The sequence below is a fragment of the Armatimonadota bacterium genome (assembly GCA_035527535.1).
Lineage (GTDB): Bacteria > Armatimonadota > Hebobacteria.
On sequence record DATLAK010000072.1, the window covers coordinates 26,911 to 44,470 of the forward strand.

At 68.6% G+C, this 17,560-nt stretch carries 12 protein-coding genes; 11 read left to right on the forward strand and 1 reads right to left on the reverse strand.

Translation table 11 applies throughout. The annotated features are described in order from the left end of the window. Positions 1–334 precede the first annotated feature (334 nt). The 3 genes from VM221_04710 (at position 335) to VM221_04720 (ending at position 4,015) form a co-directional block, all read left to right on the forward strand. A complete protein-coding gene (locus VM221_04710; GenBank protein HUT74123.1) occupies positions 335–1,489 on the forward strand; it encodes a hypothetical protein in 1,155 nt (384 codons plus the stop codon). Positions 1,490–1,727: 238 nt separating this feature from the next. Next, positions 1,728–3,218, forward strand: coding sequence for a glutamate--tRNA ligase (gltX, locus tag VM221_04715; GenBank protein ID HUT74124.1), 1,491 nt, complete (start codon positions 1,728–1,730; stop codon positions 3,216–3,218). A gap of 137 nt (positions 3,219–3,355) precedes the next feature. Next, positions 3,356–4,015, forward strand: coding sequence for a class I SAM-dependent methyltransferase (locus VM221_04720; GenBank protein ID HUT74125.1), 660 nt, complete (start codon positions 3,356–3,358; stop codon positions 4,013–4,015). Between the two features lie 63 nt (positions 4,016–4,078). On the opposite strand, the gene VM221_04725 is transcribed toward VM221_04720, so the two are convergent. Then, positions 4,079–5,983 (reverse strand): hypothetical protein, encoded by a 1,905-nt coding sequence (locus tag VM221_04725; GenBank protein ID HUT74126.1) that lies wholly within the window; start codon positions 5,981–5,983, stop codon positions 4,079–4,081. Between the two features lie 384 nt (positions 5,984–6,367). On the opposite strand from VM221_04725, the gene VM221_04730 reads away from it, so the two are divergent. The 8 genes from VM221_04730 to VM221_04765 all read left to right on the forward strand — a co-directional run bounded on the left by VM221_04730 (position 6,368) and on the right by VM221_04765 (position 17,528). Further along, a complete protein-coding gene (locus tag VM221_04730; GenBank protein HUT74127.1) occupies positions 6,368–8,323 on the forward strand; it encodes a DUF6785 family protein in 1,956 nt (651 codons plus the stop codon). Positions 8,324–8,374: 51 nt separating this feature from the next. Next, on the forward strand, positions 8,375–9,121 hold the full coding sequence (locus VM221_04735) for a hypothetical protein (GenBank protein HUT74128.1): 747 nt from the start codon (positions 8,375–8,377) through the stop codon (positions 9,119–9,121). Positions 9,122–9,621: 500 nt separating this feature from the next. After that, entirely contained in the window at positions 9,622–10,830 is a 1,209-nt protein-coding gene (locus VM221_04740) for a homocysteine biosynthesis protein (protein HUT74129.1), read from the forward strand. A gap of 69 nt (positions 10,831–10,899) precedes the next feature. After that, the gene (locus tag VM221_04745; GenBank protein ID HUT74130.1) at positions 10,900–11,325 is read left to right on the forward strand and encodes an NIL domain-containing protein; all 426 of its coding nucleotides are present in this window, start codon (positions 10,900–10,902) and stop codon (positions 11,323–11,325) included. A 93-nt stretch (positions 11,326–11,418) separates the two neighbouring features. Continuing rightward, positions 11,419–12,150 (forward strand): UPF0280 family protein, encoded by a 732-nt coding sequence (locus VM221_04750; GenBank protein ID HUT74131.1) that lies wholly within the window; start codon positions 11,419–11,421, stop codon positions 12,148–12,150. A gap of 62 nt (positions 12,151–12,212) precedes the next feature. After that, positions 12,213–14,228, forward strand: coding sequence for a M48 family metalloprotease (locus VM221_04755; GenBank protein ID HUT74132.1), 2,016 nt, complete (start codon positions 12,213–12,215; stop codon positions 14,226–14,228). A gap of 144 nt (positions 14,229–14,372) precedes the next feature. Continuing rightward, positions 14,373–16,619, forward strand: coding sequence for a hypothetical protein (locus VM221_04760; protein ID HUT74133.1), 2,247 nt, complete (start codon positions 14,373–14,375; stop codon positions 16,617–16,619). A gap of 54 nt (positions 16,620–16,673) precedes the next feature. Then, positions 16,674–17,528, forward strand: coding sequence for a LysM peptidoglycan-binding domain-containing protein (locus VM221_04765; protein HUT74134.1), 855 nt, complete (start codon positions 16,674–16,676; stop codon positions 17,526–17,528). The last annotated feature ends 32 nt before the right edge of the window (positions 17,529–17,560 follow it).

Genomic DNA, 17,560 nt, shown 5'->3' on the forward strand with positions numbered 1-17,560 from the left:
CGCGACGAGCTTCTCTTACCGCACGCGGCCTGCGGTTTCCTGTCGCCGCGCTCGAACAAGGCGGCGGCGGTCATCGGCCGGGCTCGCCCGCCGCCCGGGGATTGCCGCCCCTATCGCACTACAGTTCCCGGCGCGCGCCCGATTACTTGTGCCGCGCTTGCCCCAATACGGGGAGGCTGGCGCAGGATTAGCCGGCATTGCCGAGGGGTATGAGCTTAGCGGAATCGGTGCGGCGCGCCGCCGGCGCGACTCATCATTTTCGGTTCATGACATGGCAGCGTCGGCGGCGCCGCGGTATCATTTGTCCGTCATAGCAGCCGGAGGTCGCGTAGCGATGAAGTGCCCGCACTGCGGCGGCGGGCTCGCCGATGGTGTCGATACCTGCCCGGAATGCGGCGCTCCCTCACAGCCAGCGCGCTCGCATCACGCGCTGCAGGGTCCCGAGCCCGAGATCGCCGTGATGCTGGCGCAGGCTAATCTCCTGCGCCTGCGCCGGGAGTATGACCGCGCCACCATTCAGTGCGTGGAGGTGCTGCGCCGCTACCCCAACAACGCGTCGGCCCATTCCCTGCTGGGCGACATCTACCGCGACCAAGGTGCAGTTGGGGAGTCGCTGGGATGGTACCGGCTCGCATCTCAGCTCGACCCCGACAGCGCAGCCGATCGCCACCAGATCGCCGAGATGGAGCGCAGGCTCGCCGCCCCCTCGCCGGCGGCCGAGGCCGGGGCTGCCTGGCGCCGCGTTTCGCGTTGGGCGCGCTCCCGGCTGCCGTTGGGACTCCTGCTGGGCATTGCCGCAGGCTGCCTGGTGCTGGGGGCGCTGTGGACGCTGAACGTCGGAAAGGAAGCCTCTCGCGCCGCAATCGTGGAGGGGGGTGGAGCGCCGCGAGTATTGGTTCCGCCATCCGCCGACATCGAGCGCCCCCGGATCCCGGAGCCCCCAGTGCGCGAGCGCGCTGCGCGCCCCAGCCCCCCGCCGGCACCGCCGGCAACCGAGCAGCCAACGATCGCCATCGGCGGCGCGCCTTCGCCCCTGTCGCCGGTAGAGGAAACGGGCCACGCTGACCGCGAACAGCGCCTGCTGCGGTCTCTGCGCGCCGCAGCGCAGGCGGAGGAGCTGATGCTGGCGGTGGACTCGGTGGTGATTGACCCCCGCGACGGGGCGGCCACGCTGTTCGTCATGGTGCGCGATGTGCTCGCCAGCCCCAACCAGCGTACAACGGTGCTTCAGAAGTGCCTGCGCGTCGCCGAGCTCGCGCTCGCCAGCGATAGCCGGCTCACGCGGCTGACGCTGCGCTGCAGCGTTCCGCTCGTGGGAGCCGACGGCGTACAGAAGGAAGAGCCCGTTTTCGTGGGCGAGATCGCCGCCGCCGCGCTCAAGGATGCCGCCGCCGCCGGCCGCGACCTCACCCTCGACCAGGCGCTCAAGCTGTTCACGCCGTCGCCGTGGTGGCATCCGTGCATGTATTCTGCGGTCGCGCCCGCCTGATACGCCGTCCGGCGACGGCCGGCCCCGCTGACCCCTCATGCGAACCTGGCTGCGGACTGCGCGCCGCCGGTCCGCCGCAGTGTCGCCGCCGATGGCTCTCCCGAGCCCACAGCCCGCACCACGGCCGCGTGCAGGGTGATCACAACCTTTCGGTCACACCCCCCGCGCGCCTCCGCTGCCGATTGCGTCCGTTCTCTGCTATAATCTGTCCGTCCCGCCTCACGGAGGGCGGGCAAGCATGAATGATAGACCCGTCCGCGTGCGCATCGCGCCCTCCCCCACCGGCGACCCCCACATCGGCACCGCCTACATGGCGCTGTTCGATTATGCCTTCGCCAGGCACCGCGACGGCCAGTTCATCTTGCGCATCGAGGACACCGACCGCAAACGGTATAACGAGACCTCCGCACGTGCGATTCTGGAGGCGCTGGAGTGGCTGGGCCTGACCCCGGACGAAGGCCCCACCATTGGCGGCCCGGTGGGGCCATACGTGCAGAGCGAACGGCTGGCGATTTACCGGCAGCACGTTCAGCAGTTGGTCAACGGGGGCCACGCATATTACTGCTTCTGTACGCGGGAGCGGCTGGCCGAGATGCGCGCCGCGCAGGAAGCGGCGAAACAGGAGGTGAAGTACGACCGTCACTGCCTGCGCGCCCTATCCGCTGAGGAGCGCCGCCGACGGGCGCAGGCCGGTGAGTCACATGTCATCCGCATGAAGATGCCGGACGCGGGCGTGACCGCCTTCATCGACTTGATTCGCGGCGAGATCTCCTTCGACAACGCGCTGCTCGACGACCAGGTGCTGATGAAAGCGGACGGGTATCCCACTTATCACCTGGCGGTGGTGGTGGACGACCACCTGATGGGCATCACCCACGTCACCCGCGCCGAGGAGTGGATTTCCAGCACGCCCAAGCACATTGTGCTCTATCAGATGTTCGGGTGGGACATCCCGCAGTACGCGCATTTCCCGCTCTTGCGCAACCCGGACCGCAGCAAGGTGTCCAAGCGGCATGGACACACGTCGCTTTCCTGGTACCGCAGCGAGGGATTCCTGGCCGAGGCGTTGCTCAACTACCTGGCGCTACTGGGCTGGTCGCATCCCGAGGAGAAGGACCTCTTCTCGCTGCCGGAGCTGATCGAGAAGTTCAGCTTCGAGCGGTTCAATAGGACCGGGCCGGTGTTCGACCTGGAGAGACTGCGGTGGATGAACGGGGTCTATATCCGCGAGCTGCCGACGGATGAGCTCTATGCGCGCGCCGCGCCGTTCCTGCAGCGCGCGGGAATCCTGCCCGACAACCCAGCGCCGGAGCAAGCAGCCTATGCCAGGCGCTGCCTGGCGCTGGAGCAGGGGAAAGCGCACACGCTAACGGATTTCCCTGCTCTCGTGTCATTCATGTTCGACTCGAACTTCGATTTCGAGGAGGAGGCCCTGAAGGCATGGCTGCGCCCCGCGCCGGAACACGTGCGTCCGGCTTTCCAGCGGCAAGTCGAGAGGATTGCCCCGCTCCCGAACGGCGCGTTGACCTCGGAGCAATACGAGAAGATCGCCCGCGCCGTCGCCACGGAGGTTGGCGTGGGCGCGGGCAAGGTCATCCATCCCACGCGCGTCGCCATGAGCGGCCGCACCAAGGGCCCCTCGCTGTTCCACCTGATGGAAGTGCTGGGCAAGGACGAAGTGCTGCGCCGGTTCAATCGGGCGATGGACGTGATGAGCGAGGGACAATGAGGAAAACGGGGACTGGCTCCGCATTTCTCCGGAAATCGGTGCCTGTCCCCGTCTTCCAAGCCTGGGAAGCTCGATACCGCGCTGTCTATGATGCGGGGGTGCCGTTCGCTTGTCATCGAAGTGTTAATCATGAGCGGATGGTGGAACTTCGCGGCTTTCTAGATGCGCGCCCGCGCCGCGGCCGGCTGGTGGAATTCGGATGCGGGGAAGGGTTCGTCGCTGCCATGGCGGCCGAACTGGGCTATAACGTCTTGGGGATTGACTCGTCTCGCTCGGCCATCGCGAGAGCTCAAGAGGCGCGCCAACACCCTCGCGTGACCTTCGAGCTGGCCGATGTGTGCGACCTCGATCATCTGCAGTCCGGCTCATTTGACGTTGCCGTGGATCTCGGCTGTCTGCACATGATCGTGGAAGACGAGGAAGCGTCAAAGTATCTGGGCCATGCCTCTCGGTTGCTTGAGGGTATGGGTGCGGCCTATTTCGCGAACCTCGTGCCGGCCGACGATGCCGCGGCTTGGTGCCCAAATGAAGTGGAACGGGTGAACTGGTGGCGAGAAAACCAGCGAGGCAAAGTGACGCACCGAGTGGATACTTGCGAGGTCAACGGGCGAGATGTCGCCGTCACTCTACCGCCGGTTCGCGCGGCATTCCGGAGCCTGGAACGGCAAGTGGCGCTGGTGTCGGCAGCCGGCTTCGAAGTGCAGTCCGCCCGTGTGATCACACCGGGCTTCAACAGCCCATTCGAGGCGGTACTGCTCGCAGTCAAGCGGGCAGGCGGCCCGATCGGGGGAAAATAGGGGAAAATAGGGACAGGCACCGATTATCGGAAGAATCGGAGCCAGTCCCTATTCTCTGTGCCCCTACTTGCGCACGTACTTGCGCTTGGCCTTCTTGTGGCCCTGGTCCACCTTGCGCTCGTCGAAGACCCAGTTGTCGGACCCGGCCGGGCGCGGATAGAAGCAGTGGTAGGAGCTGAGGTTGGAGGCGACCACTCGGCGCGGCGTGCGCCGCACGACGTTGACCTCGGCCCACAGCTTCATGAAATGCAGGCCCTTGGTGTGGTCGGCCATGAGGTGGCACATGATGTCGAACACCGACCACGGGCCCTCATGGGCTTGCTTGCGCATGGCCTCGAGCTGCTTGATGCGCTCGGCGTCGAGGGCCAGCAGCGGATCCGGCTCCGGCTCGACCGCCAACCGGTAGTGGTCGGGCGTGTCCGCGCGGGTGATGGAGACGATGGCGCCGGGCATGACTTTGGCCGCCTTGTACCACTGGTCCAGGTCGTAGACGAGGGTGCTGAACTGGTTGACCCAGGCGACGAACTCCTTGCCGCGCTCGGGGTGCATGGTGGTATAGACGAGCTGCGTCTCGGGGGGGAAGAAATCGCGGTCGGCCTCGCGGATCTTGATCGTGCCGGCCTTCCAGTGGTCGTAGGGCAGCGGATAGCGCATTTCCTCGGCCGCCGCGTGATCCGCCGATAGCTCGATTTCGTCCTCCTCGCCGAAATCCTCATAGCGCGGGTCGTGCACCCAGGTGGCCAGGCTTTCATCCAGGCCCTCGTCCTCCAGCAGGAGGTCGGCCTCGGGGTCCGCCAGGCTCTCCGCCTCGATCTCGGCGACGAGGAGGATTCCCGGGAGGTCCTGGATGTACTCGGGGGCAAACTGGGTCAAGCCCCAGGTGGCCTTGCCCATGCGCTCCAGGCCTTGGTCCTGGGCCAAGGCATCGTTGACCGTGTCCACGGCTATGGAGAAGCTGGGCGAGGTATCGGCGATCTCGAAGATCTTGGTCACCAGCTCGGCGGTCGGCACCGGCCGCTTGCGCCCCTCGATCAGCGCGTGGATTTCCTCCAGGTCGGGGGGGCTGACGGTCAGCTCCTCGGCGGCAGCCATTTCCTCCCCCGGCAGGAGCTCGATCTCCTCCTTTTCCGCTTCCTTCGACAGCTCGCGCAGGGCTGCCATGATCCGCTCCACGAACGGGGCCGGGATCCAGTAGGCGCCGGACAGCAAGTACAGCTTGTCGTCGCCGGCGAGGTGCTCGAAGTGGGCCACGGGGTCGAATCCCTCGCCGCGGCGCTTCCACGTGAGGTACTGCAGAATGCGATTGGGCACCGGCCCACCCGCGGCGCCAACGACGGCGAGCGCCATCGAAACGTCGGCGGCGCGAGCGCTGGGGCAGGCGGCGTCGAGCTTGTCAATCAAGCGCAGCGTGTCCTCGCTGGCGAGGAAGAAGTTGCGCGTGAGCATCTCCTGCGCCCCCTGCTCCGCGACGTCGAGCAGCCATTCCGACGACCCCCACCGGTCATTCGACAGGGGCAGGAACTGGCGGCGGGCGCTCATCATCCGCGGGACCAGGGTTCGATACTCTTCCGGGGAGATTGGCTGCCGGGCGATGACCGCCATCTCGTTGCACAGCAGCGCCAGCGGCATCGGCCGCCCGTAGGAGCGCAGGTGGTACTCCAGCGCCCCCAGCAGCGGGCGCTGCGTCATCTGTCGCATCGCCAGGTTCCAGCGCCGGTCCTGCGCCCAGAAACGCGGGCTGCCCGCCATCACTTTGCGCAGCAGCTTGGCGTTCAGTTCACCCCCCAACACGTCGCTCGCCAGCTCTCCCGCCTTGATGGCGTGCCCGCGATTGAGCAGCACCTCGACGATCGCGTCGGCCAGATAGTGATGCGCCAGCGCCTCCATTGCCTCCGACACGCGACGCCGGGGGCGCTTGGGTTGCGTGCTTGCCTGCTTGGTCTTGGTCACCGTCGAACGAGTTGCCACAGCCTGCTCCATGGGTGCGGACGCGCCTGGTGCTGCGCGCGAGTCCGCCAAGATCGGGTGGGGTCACTGTCGCGTGAACATAAGTTTAACGGCTGGCGCCCCCGCAGTCAAGATGTGCGGCCCTGCCGGGGGCGGCTGGGCCACACTCAAGTGCACGATGGCTCCATGGCCCCAGGAGTCAAACACACCCGAAGTCGTCTGCGGCTGGCGACGGAAGGTGGCGCCATCGAGCACGTCGAATCAGCCACGCATGTCAAACGCGCTGACGTGGTGGGGGCTGCGGACGCGGCGCGGTGTGCTGCCGACAGCGGCCCCCCGGGAAGCAGGTGTCACCCGCGGCCGGCCGGCGCCGGGCGGGGCAGTCCGCCCCCGAGGATCACGCCCGTGACCACCGGCAGCACTCCCCCCGCTGCCCCGCAACCGTTCACCCTTCGCGCCATCCTGGCGGGTTCCATCGGCGCGCTCATCCTCTCCCTCGGCGCCCCCTACGCAATCCATCTCATCCGTGGCTCCTACATGGCGCTGGACTTCAGCACCCCCGGGGCGGTCTTTCTCTTCTTCGTCCTCACGTTCATCGTCAACCGCGTGCTGCGCCGTCTGCGCCGAGAGTGGGCGCTCAACCCCGGGGAGCTGATCATCGCCTACATCATGATGATCGTCGCCTCCGCGATCTGCACCATGGGCCTCACCAGCCAGCTCTTGCCTATCATCACCGCGCCGCGCTATTACGGCCCCGAGAACGCGGGGTGGACGAAGCACTTGTTGCCGTTGCTGGACCGGCGTCCGTGGCTGACGCCCACCACTGCCGAAGCGATCAGGTACTTCTACGAGGGCCTGCCCCGCGGGCGGCACATCCCGTGGGGGGCCTGGGCGGCGCCGCTGGCGGCGTGGCTGCCGTTCATGTGCGTGCTCTACCTGGTCATGATCGCGATGATGGTGATCATCCGCAAGCAGTGGGTGGAGCGCGAGCGCCTCGCGTTCCCGGTGACGCAACTGCCGCTGGAGATGGCACGCGGGGCCGATGCGCCGGGGGGGGCGCCGTTTTTCCGCAACGCGGTGATGTGGAGCGGATTCGCGATCCCGTTCATTCTCGGCAGCCTGAAAGGCCTGCATTACTACTACCCGGTGGTGCCCGTAATCGCGCAGTCGGCGTCTTATCCGTGGTTCAGGGAACCGCTGATCTTTGTTGTCTACCTGAGCTTCCCCCTGCTGGGCTTCTTCTACCTGGTCAACACCGAGACCCTGTTCGGCCTGTGGTTCTTCAACATCGTATTCCAGGTGATTGCCGGGCTCATCGTCATGTTCGGCGCCACGTGGCAAGAGAATCTGGGGATCTACGGGAGCCCGTCGCCGTGGTTCGCGCACCTGGGCATGGGGGCCATGATCGCCCTGGTGGCGCTCGGATTGTGGAGCGCGCGCGCCCACTTGCGCGACGTCGTGCGCAAGGCCCTGCGCGGCGATCCCGCGGTGGATGACTCGGGGGAGGTGATGTCCTACCGCGCCGCGTTCTGGAGCGTGGTGGGCGGCCTGGGGTTCATGTGGGTGTGGTTGTGGTTGACCGGGCTGCCGGTGACGCTGGCGGTCATCTTCCTGGCCGGGGCCTTCGTCCTGTTCTACGGCTTGGCGCGGGTGGTGATGGAATCGGGCCTGGCGGTGGCGGTCGCTTCAACCATCTCGTCCGGGTTTGTGGTCTCCAGCTTCGGCTCCAAGGCGGTCGGCGGGCCGGGACTCGTATCCCTGGCCATCAACTACGTGTGGTCTTCCGACATCCGCACCTATGTCATGGCCTCCAGCGCCCACGCGCTGCGCATGGCCGATATGACTGCGCGCCGCAAGCGGCCGCTGTTTTGGATCATCTGGCTCGCCATCTTCATTTCCATCGCCGCCTCCATCTGGGTCACCATGGTGCTGGCGTACGCGAAGGGCGGCGTCAACCTCAACCAGTGGTTCTTCATTGACGGACCGCGGGCGCCCTACAACTGGATCGTGGACAAGCTCGCCACTCCCACTGACCCCAACTGGCCAGGGTGGCTGGTGCGGGCCGGCGGCTTTGCGGTCATGTCGTTTCTCATGTTCATGCGCACCAGGTTCGTGTGGTGGCCCTTCCACCCCATCGGGTTTGCGGTCGGCAGCACGTGGATCATGAACGTACTCTTCGCGACGTGCCTGGCGGCATGGGTGCTCAAGTCCCTCATCATCCGCTATGGCGGCCTGCGCGGGTACATGTTCTTGCGCCCGGCCTTTTTGGGGTTCATTCTCGGGCAGTACACCTGCAATGCGGTATGGCTCATCATTGACGCCATGACGGGCGCGACTAATAACGTCATCGGCTGGATCTAGCACCCGGCCGCGGCGGTAATTGACGACGAGGAGGAGATCTGCGCGATGCTCATGGACACGGTACTCACGGTAGCGGAATCCAAGCGCCTGATCGCCAAGGGGGTGGCAGCGCACTCGCTGGTCAAGCAGGCGCTGGAGAAGGGCACGGTGATCGTCGCCCGCGGCAGCACCAACGGCTATGTGGCGGAGGAATTGCTCGGCGAGCCGATGGACAAGTTGGCGTTCCTCACCGGCCATACCCTGCCGCGCGGATACGCCGGGCCGGCCCAACGGCCCTCGTCGCGGGGCGAAATCGTGATCCGCCGCGGGGAGGTGGTCGCGGGGCTCCCGCTTGCCCAGACGGTCGCCGATCTTCAGGCCGGGGATGTCTTCATCAAAGGGGCCAATGCGCTCAGCCCCGACCGCCGTCGGGCCGGCATCCTCGTCGGCTCCCCCACCGGCGGCACCATCGGCGCCTTCCTGCCCACCATCACCGAGCGCAAAGCGCACTTCATCGCCCCCGTCGGGTTGGAGAAGCTGGTCGCCTCCGACCTCCCGGCGGTCAGCCAACTCATCGTCGGCGACGGCGGCGGCCGCGATGCCGTGCCCGACCTGTGGGTCATTGACACCGCCACCATCATCACCGAGATCGAGGCGCTCGAGCTTCTCACCGGCGCGGTGTGCCATCACCTGGCGTCGGGGGGCATCGGCGGGGCGGAAGGCTCGGTGCGGCTGCTGGTCTCGGGCGACGAAAGGGCGATGGGGAAAGCTCGCCGGGTGCTTGACTCCATCGCCGGGGAACCGCCGTTTCCGATCTGACGCTTGACAAATCCCTCGTTCATGTGGAAGACTTATGTCGTCCGGGGGGCGGGCCATCGGGTCCCGGGAGTGCGCTGACGGAAGCTCGGCTGCCGTCAGACGCGGCCCGGGGAAGCTGCACCAGTACCCGTGACCGGCTGCCCGGACCCCAAATCGCCCGCGAGGCAACATGGACGTCGCCCGACATAGATTCCAGCCGCCTTGCACGGTGGTCGCGTCCGGCGGTGGTGACTGCGCCGCGCCGGACGCGCGGCCGCGTACGTTGCGCCTGACGTCCATGCCCCCGGCCATGCGCATGCGCTAGCGGCTGCGTGCCCTCCACTGCGGCGGGGAGGGTAGCGCGCCGCCGGCCCGGGCGCCCCACGCAGTCGCCTAATCCCCCACCAATCAACACCAGCGTCGGCGTTTCCCAACTGCCCACCGCAGCCCTGTTTTCCGGCAGGGGGGCGGGCCCGGCAAGCTTCGCAGCCGAGGGCGGCTGCGCAACATTGGAGGTTACAATGGCTAAGACCTATGATGAGATAAACGAACGCATACGCCGCGGGGAGGCGGTCGTGGTGACCGCGGAAGAGATGATAGAAGTCGTCAAGGAGAAGGGCGCCGCGGGAGCCGCCAAACACGTGGACGTGGTGACCACGGGCACCTTCGGCGCCATGTGTTCGAGCGGCGCCTTCGTCAATATCGGTCACGCCCGGCCCCGCATCAAGCTCGGCGGTGGACGCGTCACCCTCAACGGCGTCAGCGCCTATGGCGGGCTGGCGGCGGTGGACCTGTACATCGGCGCCACCGCCCTGCAGGACGAGGACCCGCGCAACCAGATCTTCCCGGGCGAGTTCACCTACGGCGGCGGGCACGTCATCGAGGACCTGGTGGCAGGCAAGGACGTGCGCCTGGAGGCGACCGCCTACGGCACCGACTGCTATCCGCGCAAGCGCCTGCAGACGTGGCTGAATATCGCCGACGTCAACGAGGCCTTCCTGTTCAACCCGCGCAACGGGTACCAGAACTACAACGTCGCCGTCAACCTCAGCGACAAGACCATCTACACCTACATGGGCGTGCTCAAGGCGCGCGTCGGCAACGCCAACTACTGCAGCGCCGGGCAGTTGTCGCCGCTGCTCAACGACCCGACTTACCGCACCATCGGCATCGGCACCCGCATCTTCCTGGGCGGCGGCGTGGGCTACGTCGTCGGCCCCGGAACCCAGCACCACCCGGTCGCCCCGCGCACCGACAACCAGGTGCCGCGCGCCGGCGCCGGCACCATGGCGGTCACCGGCGACCTCAAGACGATGAGCGCGCAGTGGCTGCGCGGCGCCTCCTTCAAGGGCTACGGCGCCACCCTCATCGTCGGCCTTGGCCTCCCCATCCCCATCCTCGACGAGGAGCTGGCGCTGCAGACTGCCGTCAGCGACGCCGACATCAAAGCCCAGGTCATTGACTATAGCAAGGCCTACCCGCAGATCGAGCCCGGCAGCATCGCCGAGGTCAGCTACGCGGATCTCAAGCGCGGCTCCATCGAGGTCAACGGCAAGCAGGTTGACACGGTGCCGCTGTCGAGCTACTCCGCGGCTCGCCGCGTCGCCGACGCCCTCAAGCAGTGGATCGCCGCCGGCAAGTTCTTGCTCAACCAGCCGGCGGAGACTCTGCCCGGGCCCGACTCGGGCTATGCCTTCAAGCTGCTCAAGGAGCGAGCGGTGGAGGAATGAACCACCGCGCAGATGTGGGGGCGCAAAGCGTGGCGCCCCTGCCACCATCGCAACGACAGGAGAACGTCAATGGCGCAACCGACACTCGAATCCCAGGGCAAGGTGGTGATCCACTTCCCCAAGGAGAAGGTGGACCAGCCTATCATCTGCTTTCTGACGCGCGACTACGGGATCATGTTCAACATCCTCAAGGCGACGATCACGCCCGAGCAGGAAGGGTTGATGGTGCTGGAGTTGCTGGGCGCAGCCGACGCGTGCCGGCAGGGTCTGGAGTACCTGCGCAGCCTGGGGGTGCGGACTCAGCCGATCGCCCAGGACATCACTCGCGACGACGCGCGCTGCACCCACTGCGGGGCTTGCCTGGCGGTGTGCCAGGTCGGGGCGCTGAGTATCGAGCGCCCGGGCATGGAGGTCCGCTTCAACCCCGCCCAGTGCGTCGCCTGCGAGCAGTGCATCACCGCGTGCCCCCTGCACGCGATGCAGTTGCAGTATTGACGACGACAGCCCTGGCAATTGATGCGTAGGGGCAAGGCATGCCTTGCCCCTACGTTCGCGCCCCGACGAGTCGGGGCGCGCCCAGGTCATCACATGCCCGAGTACGTCCAGCGCACATACCGCCGCGCCGTCGCCCCCGATCTCGTCACCTTCGAGGTTCGGGTGATGCAGACCGACCTCCTGATCGCCGCGGAGCGCGACCTGTCGGCGCCCGCTGACGAGATCGTGCGCGCCTGCCGCGCCGAGCTTGAGACCTATATCGCACGCGATCCCGGCTTCAAGGAAGCGTTACGGCCCTACCGCCCGCGGGCGGATGCCGCGGGCCTCGTGCGCGCCATGGCCGCCGCCGCGGAGCTGGCGGGGGTGGGCCCGATGGCGGCGGTAGCGGGCGCTATCGCCGAGCGCGTGGGGCGCGGGCTGGCCGCCGACTCCCATGAGGTCATAATCGAGAACGGCGGCGACATCTGGCTCCAGGGGCGGCGCGAGCGAACCGTCGGCGTCTTCGCCGGGCGGTCACCGTTCACCGGCAAGCTGGCCGTGCGCGTGGCGGCGAACCTGCTCCCGGCGGCGGTATGTACCTCCTCGGGCACGGTCGGCCCATCGTTGAGCTTCGGCCAGGCCGACGCGGCGATCGCGTTAGCGGGCACCGGCGCCCTTGCCGACGCCGCCGCCACCGCGATCGCCAACATTGTGCAAGGCGCCGACGACCTCGCCGCGGCCATCGAACTCGCGCAGGCGATCCCCGGCCTGCTCGGCGCGGTGATCATTGTCGGCGACCGCCTCGCCGCGTGGGGGCGGGTGGAGCTGGTGCGAACTGCCACGTGAGGTGTGGGTGGCGGCGCGCGTGCGCCGGCTCCGGAAGTGGTACAATAAACTCGGGTGACACAATGCTCCGATCTCGTTATAGCGTCGTGGGCGCCGTGCGCGCGGCCAGCATCATCGTCCTGTTCGCCCTGACCATGACCTCCGCCCAGGCGGGTCTCGACCGCAGCATCGAGAAGACGTTGGGCCGCCAGGCCCGCAGCGCGATCGAGTCCCAGTACAAGGTCGTCCAAGACGGCGCGGCGGCGGAATACGTTCAGCGCGTCGGCGCCACCGTGGTCGCAACCTCCCCCCGTCACGATATCGCCTACACCTTCAGCCTCCTCGACACCGAGCAGATCAACGCCTTCGCGCTGCCCTGGGGATACGTCTATGTGACGACCGGGATGCTGAACTTCGTTGACTCCTCCGACCAGCTCGCCGGGGTGATGGGCCACGAGATCGGGCACGTGGCGGAGAAGCACTCCCTCGACGCCTTCAAGAAGCAGTTCTGGACCTCGATGTTCTTCGGCGTGATTGACGCGCCGGCGACGCTGGCGACCCTGGGACAGGTCGGCGCGACGCTGTACTTGCTCCGCCACAGCCGCAAGGACGAGCAGGCGGCGGACACACTGGGCGCGGGTTACGCCTATGCGGCGGGCTACGACCCCTCACAGCTTGCCGCGTTCTTGCGCAAGCTCGACGCGGAGCACGGGCGCAAGCCGAGCACCATCGAGGTCTATCTCTCAACCCACCCCACCGGCGAGCGACGCCAGGAGCGGCTGGCGGAGGTGCCGCAGATGAAACTCGACAATCCACAGGTGGCGGTGGCCGTGGCGGAGGGATTCCTGTCGCGCCACCTGGTCAATCAGGCGGTGGTCGCCTACCGCCGCGCGGTGAGGCTGGCGCCCGACGACGCCGCGGCGCAAGCGGGGCTGGCCCGCGCGTACGCGGAGCTAGGGGAGGTGGAGCTGGCGCGGCAAGCGCAGCGACGTGTGGCTAGGCTTTCAGCCGCCATGGCGGTCGGCGGAGCCGACCTAGCCACGCAGGCGCCGGGGCCAGGCGATGCGGTCGCCGCCGCCCCTCCCTCCACCCCGTCGGCGACTACGAGTGGTGAAGCCGCGCCCCTGTCGCCAGCGGATGAGCTGGAGCTCAAGCGCGCCCGCGCCGCCGCGGGCGCGTGGGGGCAGCAGCTTCAGGAGCCCGCGCGTGCGCTGGCGGAACGCGCCAAGTCGCTGGACAACACGGTGCGCGGCCTCGCGCGGCGCATGAACATGGCGGGCGCCTTCGCGACCTCAACCCTTTCCGCCGAGCGCGTGATGGAGAAGGCGCAGTACGCCCTCTACATGATCGCCGAGACCTCGGATCGCATAGAGGCGCTGGCCGACGGGATGGAATCCAGCGCCGCCGGCGCCGCCGAGGTGGCGGAGGCAGTCGAGCGCGGTTTCGCCGCGCCGTCCGCGGTTGCGGACCGCGCGCAGTGGCGAACGCTGGCGGCTGACATCACCGACGGCATCGCCCGCACCAGCGGGCAGAGCGACCAGGCTCGCCAGCAGGCGCTGGGGGCAGCCGACCTCGCCGATAGGGCGGCAGCGCAGTTGGGCTCGGCTCTCAGCAGTCTGTCGTCGAGCACGGATGTGTTCGGCACCCTGGACCGGGGATTTGCGTTTGTGGGCCTGGCGGAGGGCGAAGTTGATGATGCGCTGGGGAATGCGCGCAACGCCCTGGGGCGGTCGGGTGAGGCGATGGCGACGCTGCACGGCTGGCGCGCAGACGAGCTGAGTTGGCGCCTGAGCGCGGCGTACCTCGAGGCCCCGCCCGGCCACCGGCCGGCGCTGCGCAGCATGGCCGTTGCCATGATCGGCGAGTCACCCCAGACCGCGGCCACAGAGGAAGACTTCGGCGCGGCGCTTCTGCGCGTGGCCAGCGGCCCCGGGGCATCACCGAGCCCGCCCTCCCCGGACGAGAAGATCGCGCCCGCGGGGCCGGAGAAGACGCAGGCGGCCACCTACGCAGACCTGATGCTGAAGCTGGTGCTGGCCGATGTCACGCGGGAGGCGCAGGCGCGCAAGGAATGGCGCGATGCCCCCGCGCCGAAGTAGATGGTGTCGCAAATGGAGCATGGGCGCCCTCGCCCGTGATGCCCCCGGCCGAGGCGGCCAGGCTCCACGAGATGCCCCCGGCGGCGGGGGAATTGAGCCGCGCGTCGGCACCAGCGACAGCCACACGTGAGGGAGTAACGCCTGATGCGCTTGATTCCGACGATGCTCCCGCTGGCCTGGGTTCTGGCGTGCGGGCTCCCCGGCATGGCGGCGCCGGCGCCGCCGCCATCCAGTCCCCGGCCCGACCCGCAGCACCGTCCCCGGGTAGTAATCATCGTCGCGGACACGGGCGCCTGGAGCGACTACACCTCTACGGCGGCGCCCTTCATCCGCGGCTGGCTGGGGGAGTGCGCGCTCGGGCTCATGAACGCACGCGTCGCAGGCGCCCAGACGGCGGCCGCCGCGTATCTGAGCCTCGGCGCCGGCAGCCGCGCCAGCGCGCGGCTGGAGCCGGAGCTGGCGGAGCTGGCGCTCAACTACGATGAGCTGTGTGACGGGGTGCCAGCGTACGAGGTCTTCCGCGCCCGCACCGGGGGCAGGCTGGCGCCGGGCGCGGTGGCGTATCTGGGCCTGCCGTCGGTTCGCATGGAGAACGCGGACGCACCATATCCGCTGCGACTTGGGTTGCTGGGCACGGCCCTCAGCGATGCCGGCCTCCAGGCCGCGGCAATCGGCAACGCGGATCTGCCTCACCAGCTCCGGCGCCAGATCGTCACCCTGGTCATGAACGACACCGGCACGGCGGCGCTGGGGGACGTCGGAGCGCGGATGTATGTTCCCGCACCCCGTTACGAGCCGCCGCTGGTCACCGACTACGCCGCGCTGCTGGGAGCGCTGAGGCGGGCGCTGGCGACCGCGACGGTAGTGGCGGTGGAGACGGGCGACCTTTCGCGGATCGCCGCGCGCTCCGCCGTCATGACCCCGGAGCGCGCGCTGGAGGAGCGGGCGGCGGCGCTGCGGCGGCTGGACGGATTCATGCGGACGGTGGTCGAGATGGCGCGCGGCCGCCCTTGGCGGCTGTACTTGCTTGCTCCCTCTGCGCTGCCGGATCCGGAGCGCCGCTTCGACGTCCTGACGCCCATAGTCGCGTGGGGTCACGGCGTGTCACGGGGGTGGCTCACCAGCCCTTCGACGCGCCGGGGCGGCATCGTGGCCAACACCGACCTGGCGCCGTCCGTGCTTGAGTTCCTGGGGCTCCCGACACCGCCGGAGGCGGTGGGGCGACCGATGGTCGTGCGCCCGGCCCCGGCGGGCGGCGCGGTGGAGCAGGTGGCCCGCCGGGAGCTGGAAGAGGAGCGAATGGAGGAGAGCCGGCCGTACGTGCTCAAGCGCATCACGACCTTGATCGCGGTGGCGTTGGGGTCGGTGGCGGCGGTGCTGATGCTCGGCGGGCCGGCGCCGCGAAGGCTCAGCATCGCGCTGCGCGAGGCCGCGCTGGTGATCGTCGCTCTCCCCCTCGCCGCGCTGGTAATGCCGGGCGGCGCGACCGCGTATCCAGGGGTGGCCCTCGTCGGCGTGGTCGCGATCACGGCGATGGTGTATCTCGCAGGACGAGCGCTTGGTCGGCGAGTGCCGCCATGGGCGTGGCTGATGGGGGCATTCACGGTCGTGCTGTGCGCGGACGTAGTCGCCGGCCAGCGCCTGGTGCAGCGCTCGCTGCTCGGCTACTCGGCGGTGGTCGGCGCCCGCTACTACGGGCTGGGTAACGAATTGGGCGGCGTCCTGCTGGCGGCGGCCCCCCTGGCGGCCGCGGGATGGTTGAACCGCGATCGGCCCGGCGGCTCCCGGCGCCTCGCGGCGGTGGCGCTTCTGGGGCTCATCGTCGTCATCATCGGACACCCCGCGCTGGGAGCCAACTTCGGCATCGCGGTGCCGGCGGCGTTGGGGCTCGCGCTGGTCGCGCTCGGCCTCTACCGCCCGCGGCTCCGGCTGCGCCACCTGGTGATGGCGGCGGGCTTCGCGGTGGTCGCCGCGCTGGTGGTCGCGGGGGCCAACTGGCTGACCGAGCCGCAGTGGCGATCGCACATTGGCCAGGCCATCAGCGCGGTCGGGAAGGGGGGCGCGACGGAGGCGCTGATGATAGTGTCGCGCAAGGTCGCGTTCAACTGGCTCCTGGCGCGCCATACGGCAGCGACGTGGGTCGTGATTTCGGCGCTGGCGGTGATGGCCGCAACCACGCTCGGACGCAACCGGGCGGTCGCTGAGCAGGCGCGGCCCGGGTCGCCGCTCAGCGCCGGGCTGACGGGCGCCGGGGCGGCGGCGGCGGTGTCGTTCTTCACCAACGACTCGGGGGTGCTGGCCGCGGCGTGGGGGCTGGCAATGGTGGCCGCGACGATGGCCTACGTTGCCCTGGACTGGCGCCTGCGCCAGGGAGCGGTGCGCTTTGACTGAGGGGGGAAGGACGCGGCAGGCGGATCACCGAAGAAGAGGTGGGGGTAGGTAAAGGTGACGGAAGAAGGGCACAAGGATTTCTCGGAGCAGGCGGTGCAGCAGCGCTTCGAGGCCATCGGCAAGGAGCTGGCGGATGCCGGTCTCTACGCCGAGGCAGTCGAGGCGTACAAGGAGCTCCTGCGCGCCTACCCGGGCAGCCGGTGGGCGGCGAACGCCTATCTGGCGGTCGCTCACTGCTACCATGCGATGGGACAGGAAGAAGACGAACTGCAGGCGCTGGAGGACGTCATCGCCCAGTTTCCCGACCACGTCGTGGCCAAACGCGCGCAGGGAGCGATCGCGGCCCTGCGTGAGCGGCACCGCAGCGAGGGCGTGGCGGGGGCCGACTTGCATGGGGCCGTGCGCCGTCTGACCCGACAGGTGGAGCGGATGCGCCAGAGCCAGCGGCGCCGCGCGTGGATGGGCGCGCTGGCGTACCTGGCGCTCGCCGCGGTCGTGGCGTGGGTCGCGGCGCGAGGGATGCAGGGTGGCTCTTCGGCCGCGCTCGACAAGCTCGGCCAGCGTGTGACCGCGCTCGAATCCGCCGTGCAGGCGGTTCGAATCCCGATGAATCGGGACGAGAGCCCGCCGCCCACCGCCGTCGTCACCCCCGTGACGCCCGTACCTGCGCCGGCCCCGCCCCCGACTCGTGTCACGCCGCAGCCGGCTCCGCGTACCTCGCGGCCGGCACCGCCGCCCCCGCCCGCGACCCGCGTTTACACGGTCAAGGACGGTGATTCGCTGTGGAGCATCGCGGCACGCGAGCTCGGGGACGGGCGCAGGGGTGATGAGGTCGGGCGTCTCAACGGCCTCAAGCCGCCGTACAATATCCACGTCGGCGATAAGCTGAAACTACCACGAGGGCGATAGCCGCGACCCCGACCAGGTTCTTCTCGCGCCAC

What these genes read in the sequence shown, in the direction of transcription:
- VM221_04760 (HUT74133.1), top strand. Translation starts at nt 14,373, where the DNA reads ATGCGCTTGATTCCGACGATGCTCCCGCTGGCCTGGGTTCTGGCGTGC.
- VM221_04745 (HUT74130.1), top strand. Translation starts at nt 10,900, where the DNA reads ATGGCGCAACCGACACTCGAATCCCAGGGCAAGGTGGTGATCCACTTC.
- VM221_04750 (HUT74131.1), top strand. Translation starts at nt 11,419, where the DNA reads ATGCCCGAGTACGTCCAGCGCACATACCGCCGCGCCGTCGCCCCCGAT.
- VM221_04755 (HUT74132.1), top strand. Translation starts at nt 12,213, where the DNA reads ATGCTCCGATCTCGTTATAGCGTCGTGGGCGCCGTGCGCGCGGCCAGC.
- gltX (HUT74124.1), top strand. Translation starts at nt 1,728, where the DNA reads ATGAATGATAGACCCGTCCGCGTGCGCATCGCGCCCTCCCCCACCGGC.
- VM221_04720 (HUT74125.1), top strand. Translation starts at nt 3,356, where the DNA reads ATGGTGGAACTTCGCGGCTTTCTAGATGCGCGCCCGCGCCGCGGCCGG.
- VM221_04735 (HUT74128.1), top strand. Translation starts at nt 8,375, where the DNA reads ATGGACACGGTACTCACGGTAGCGGAATCCAAGCGCCTGATCGCCAAG.
- VM221_04740 (HUT74129.1), top strand. Translation starts at nt 9,622, where the DNA reads ATGGCTAAGACCTATGATGAGATAAACGAACGCATACGCCGCGGGGAG.
- VM221_04710 (HUT74123.1), top strand. Translation starts at nt 335, where the DNA reads ATGAAGTGCCCGCACTGCGGCGGCGGGCTCGCCGATGGTGTCGATACC.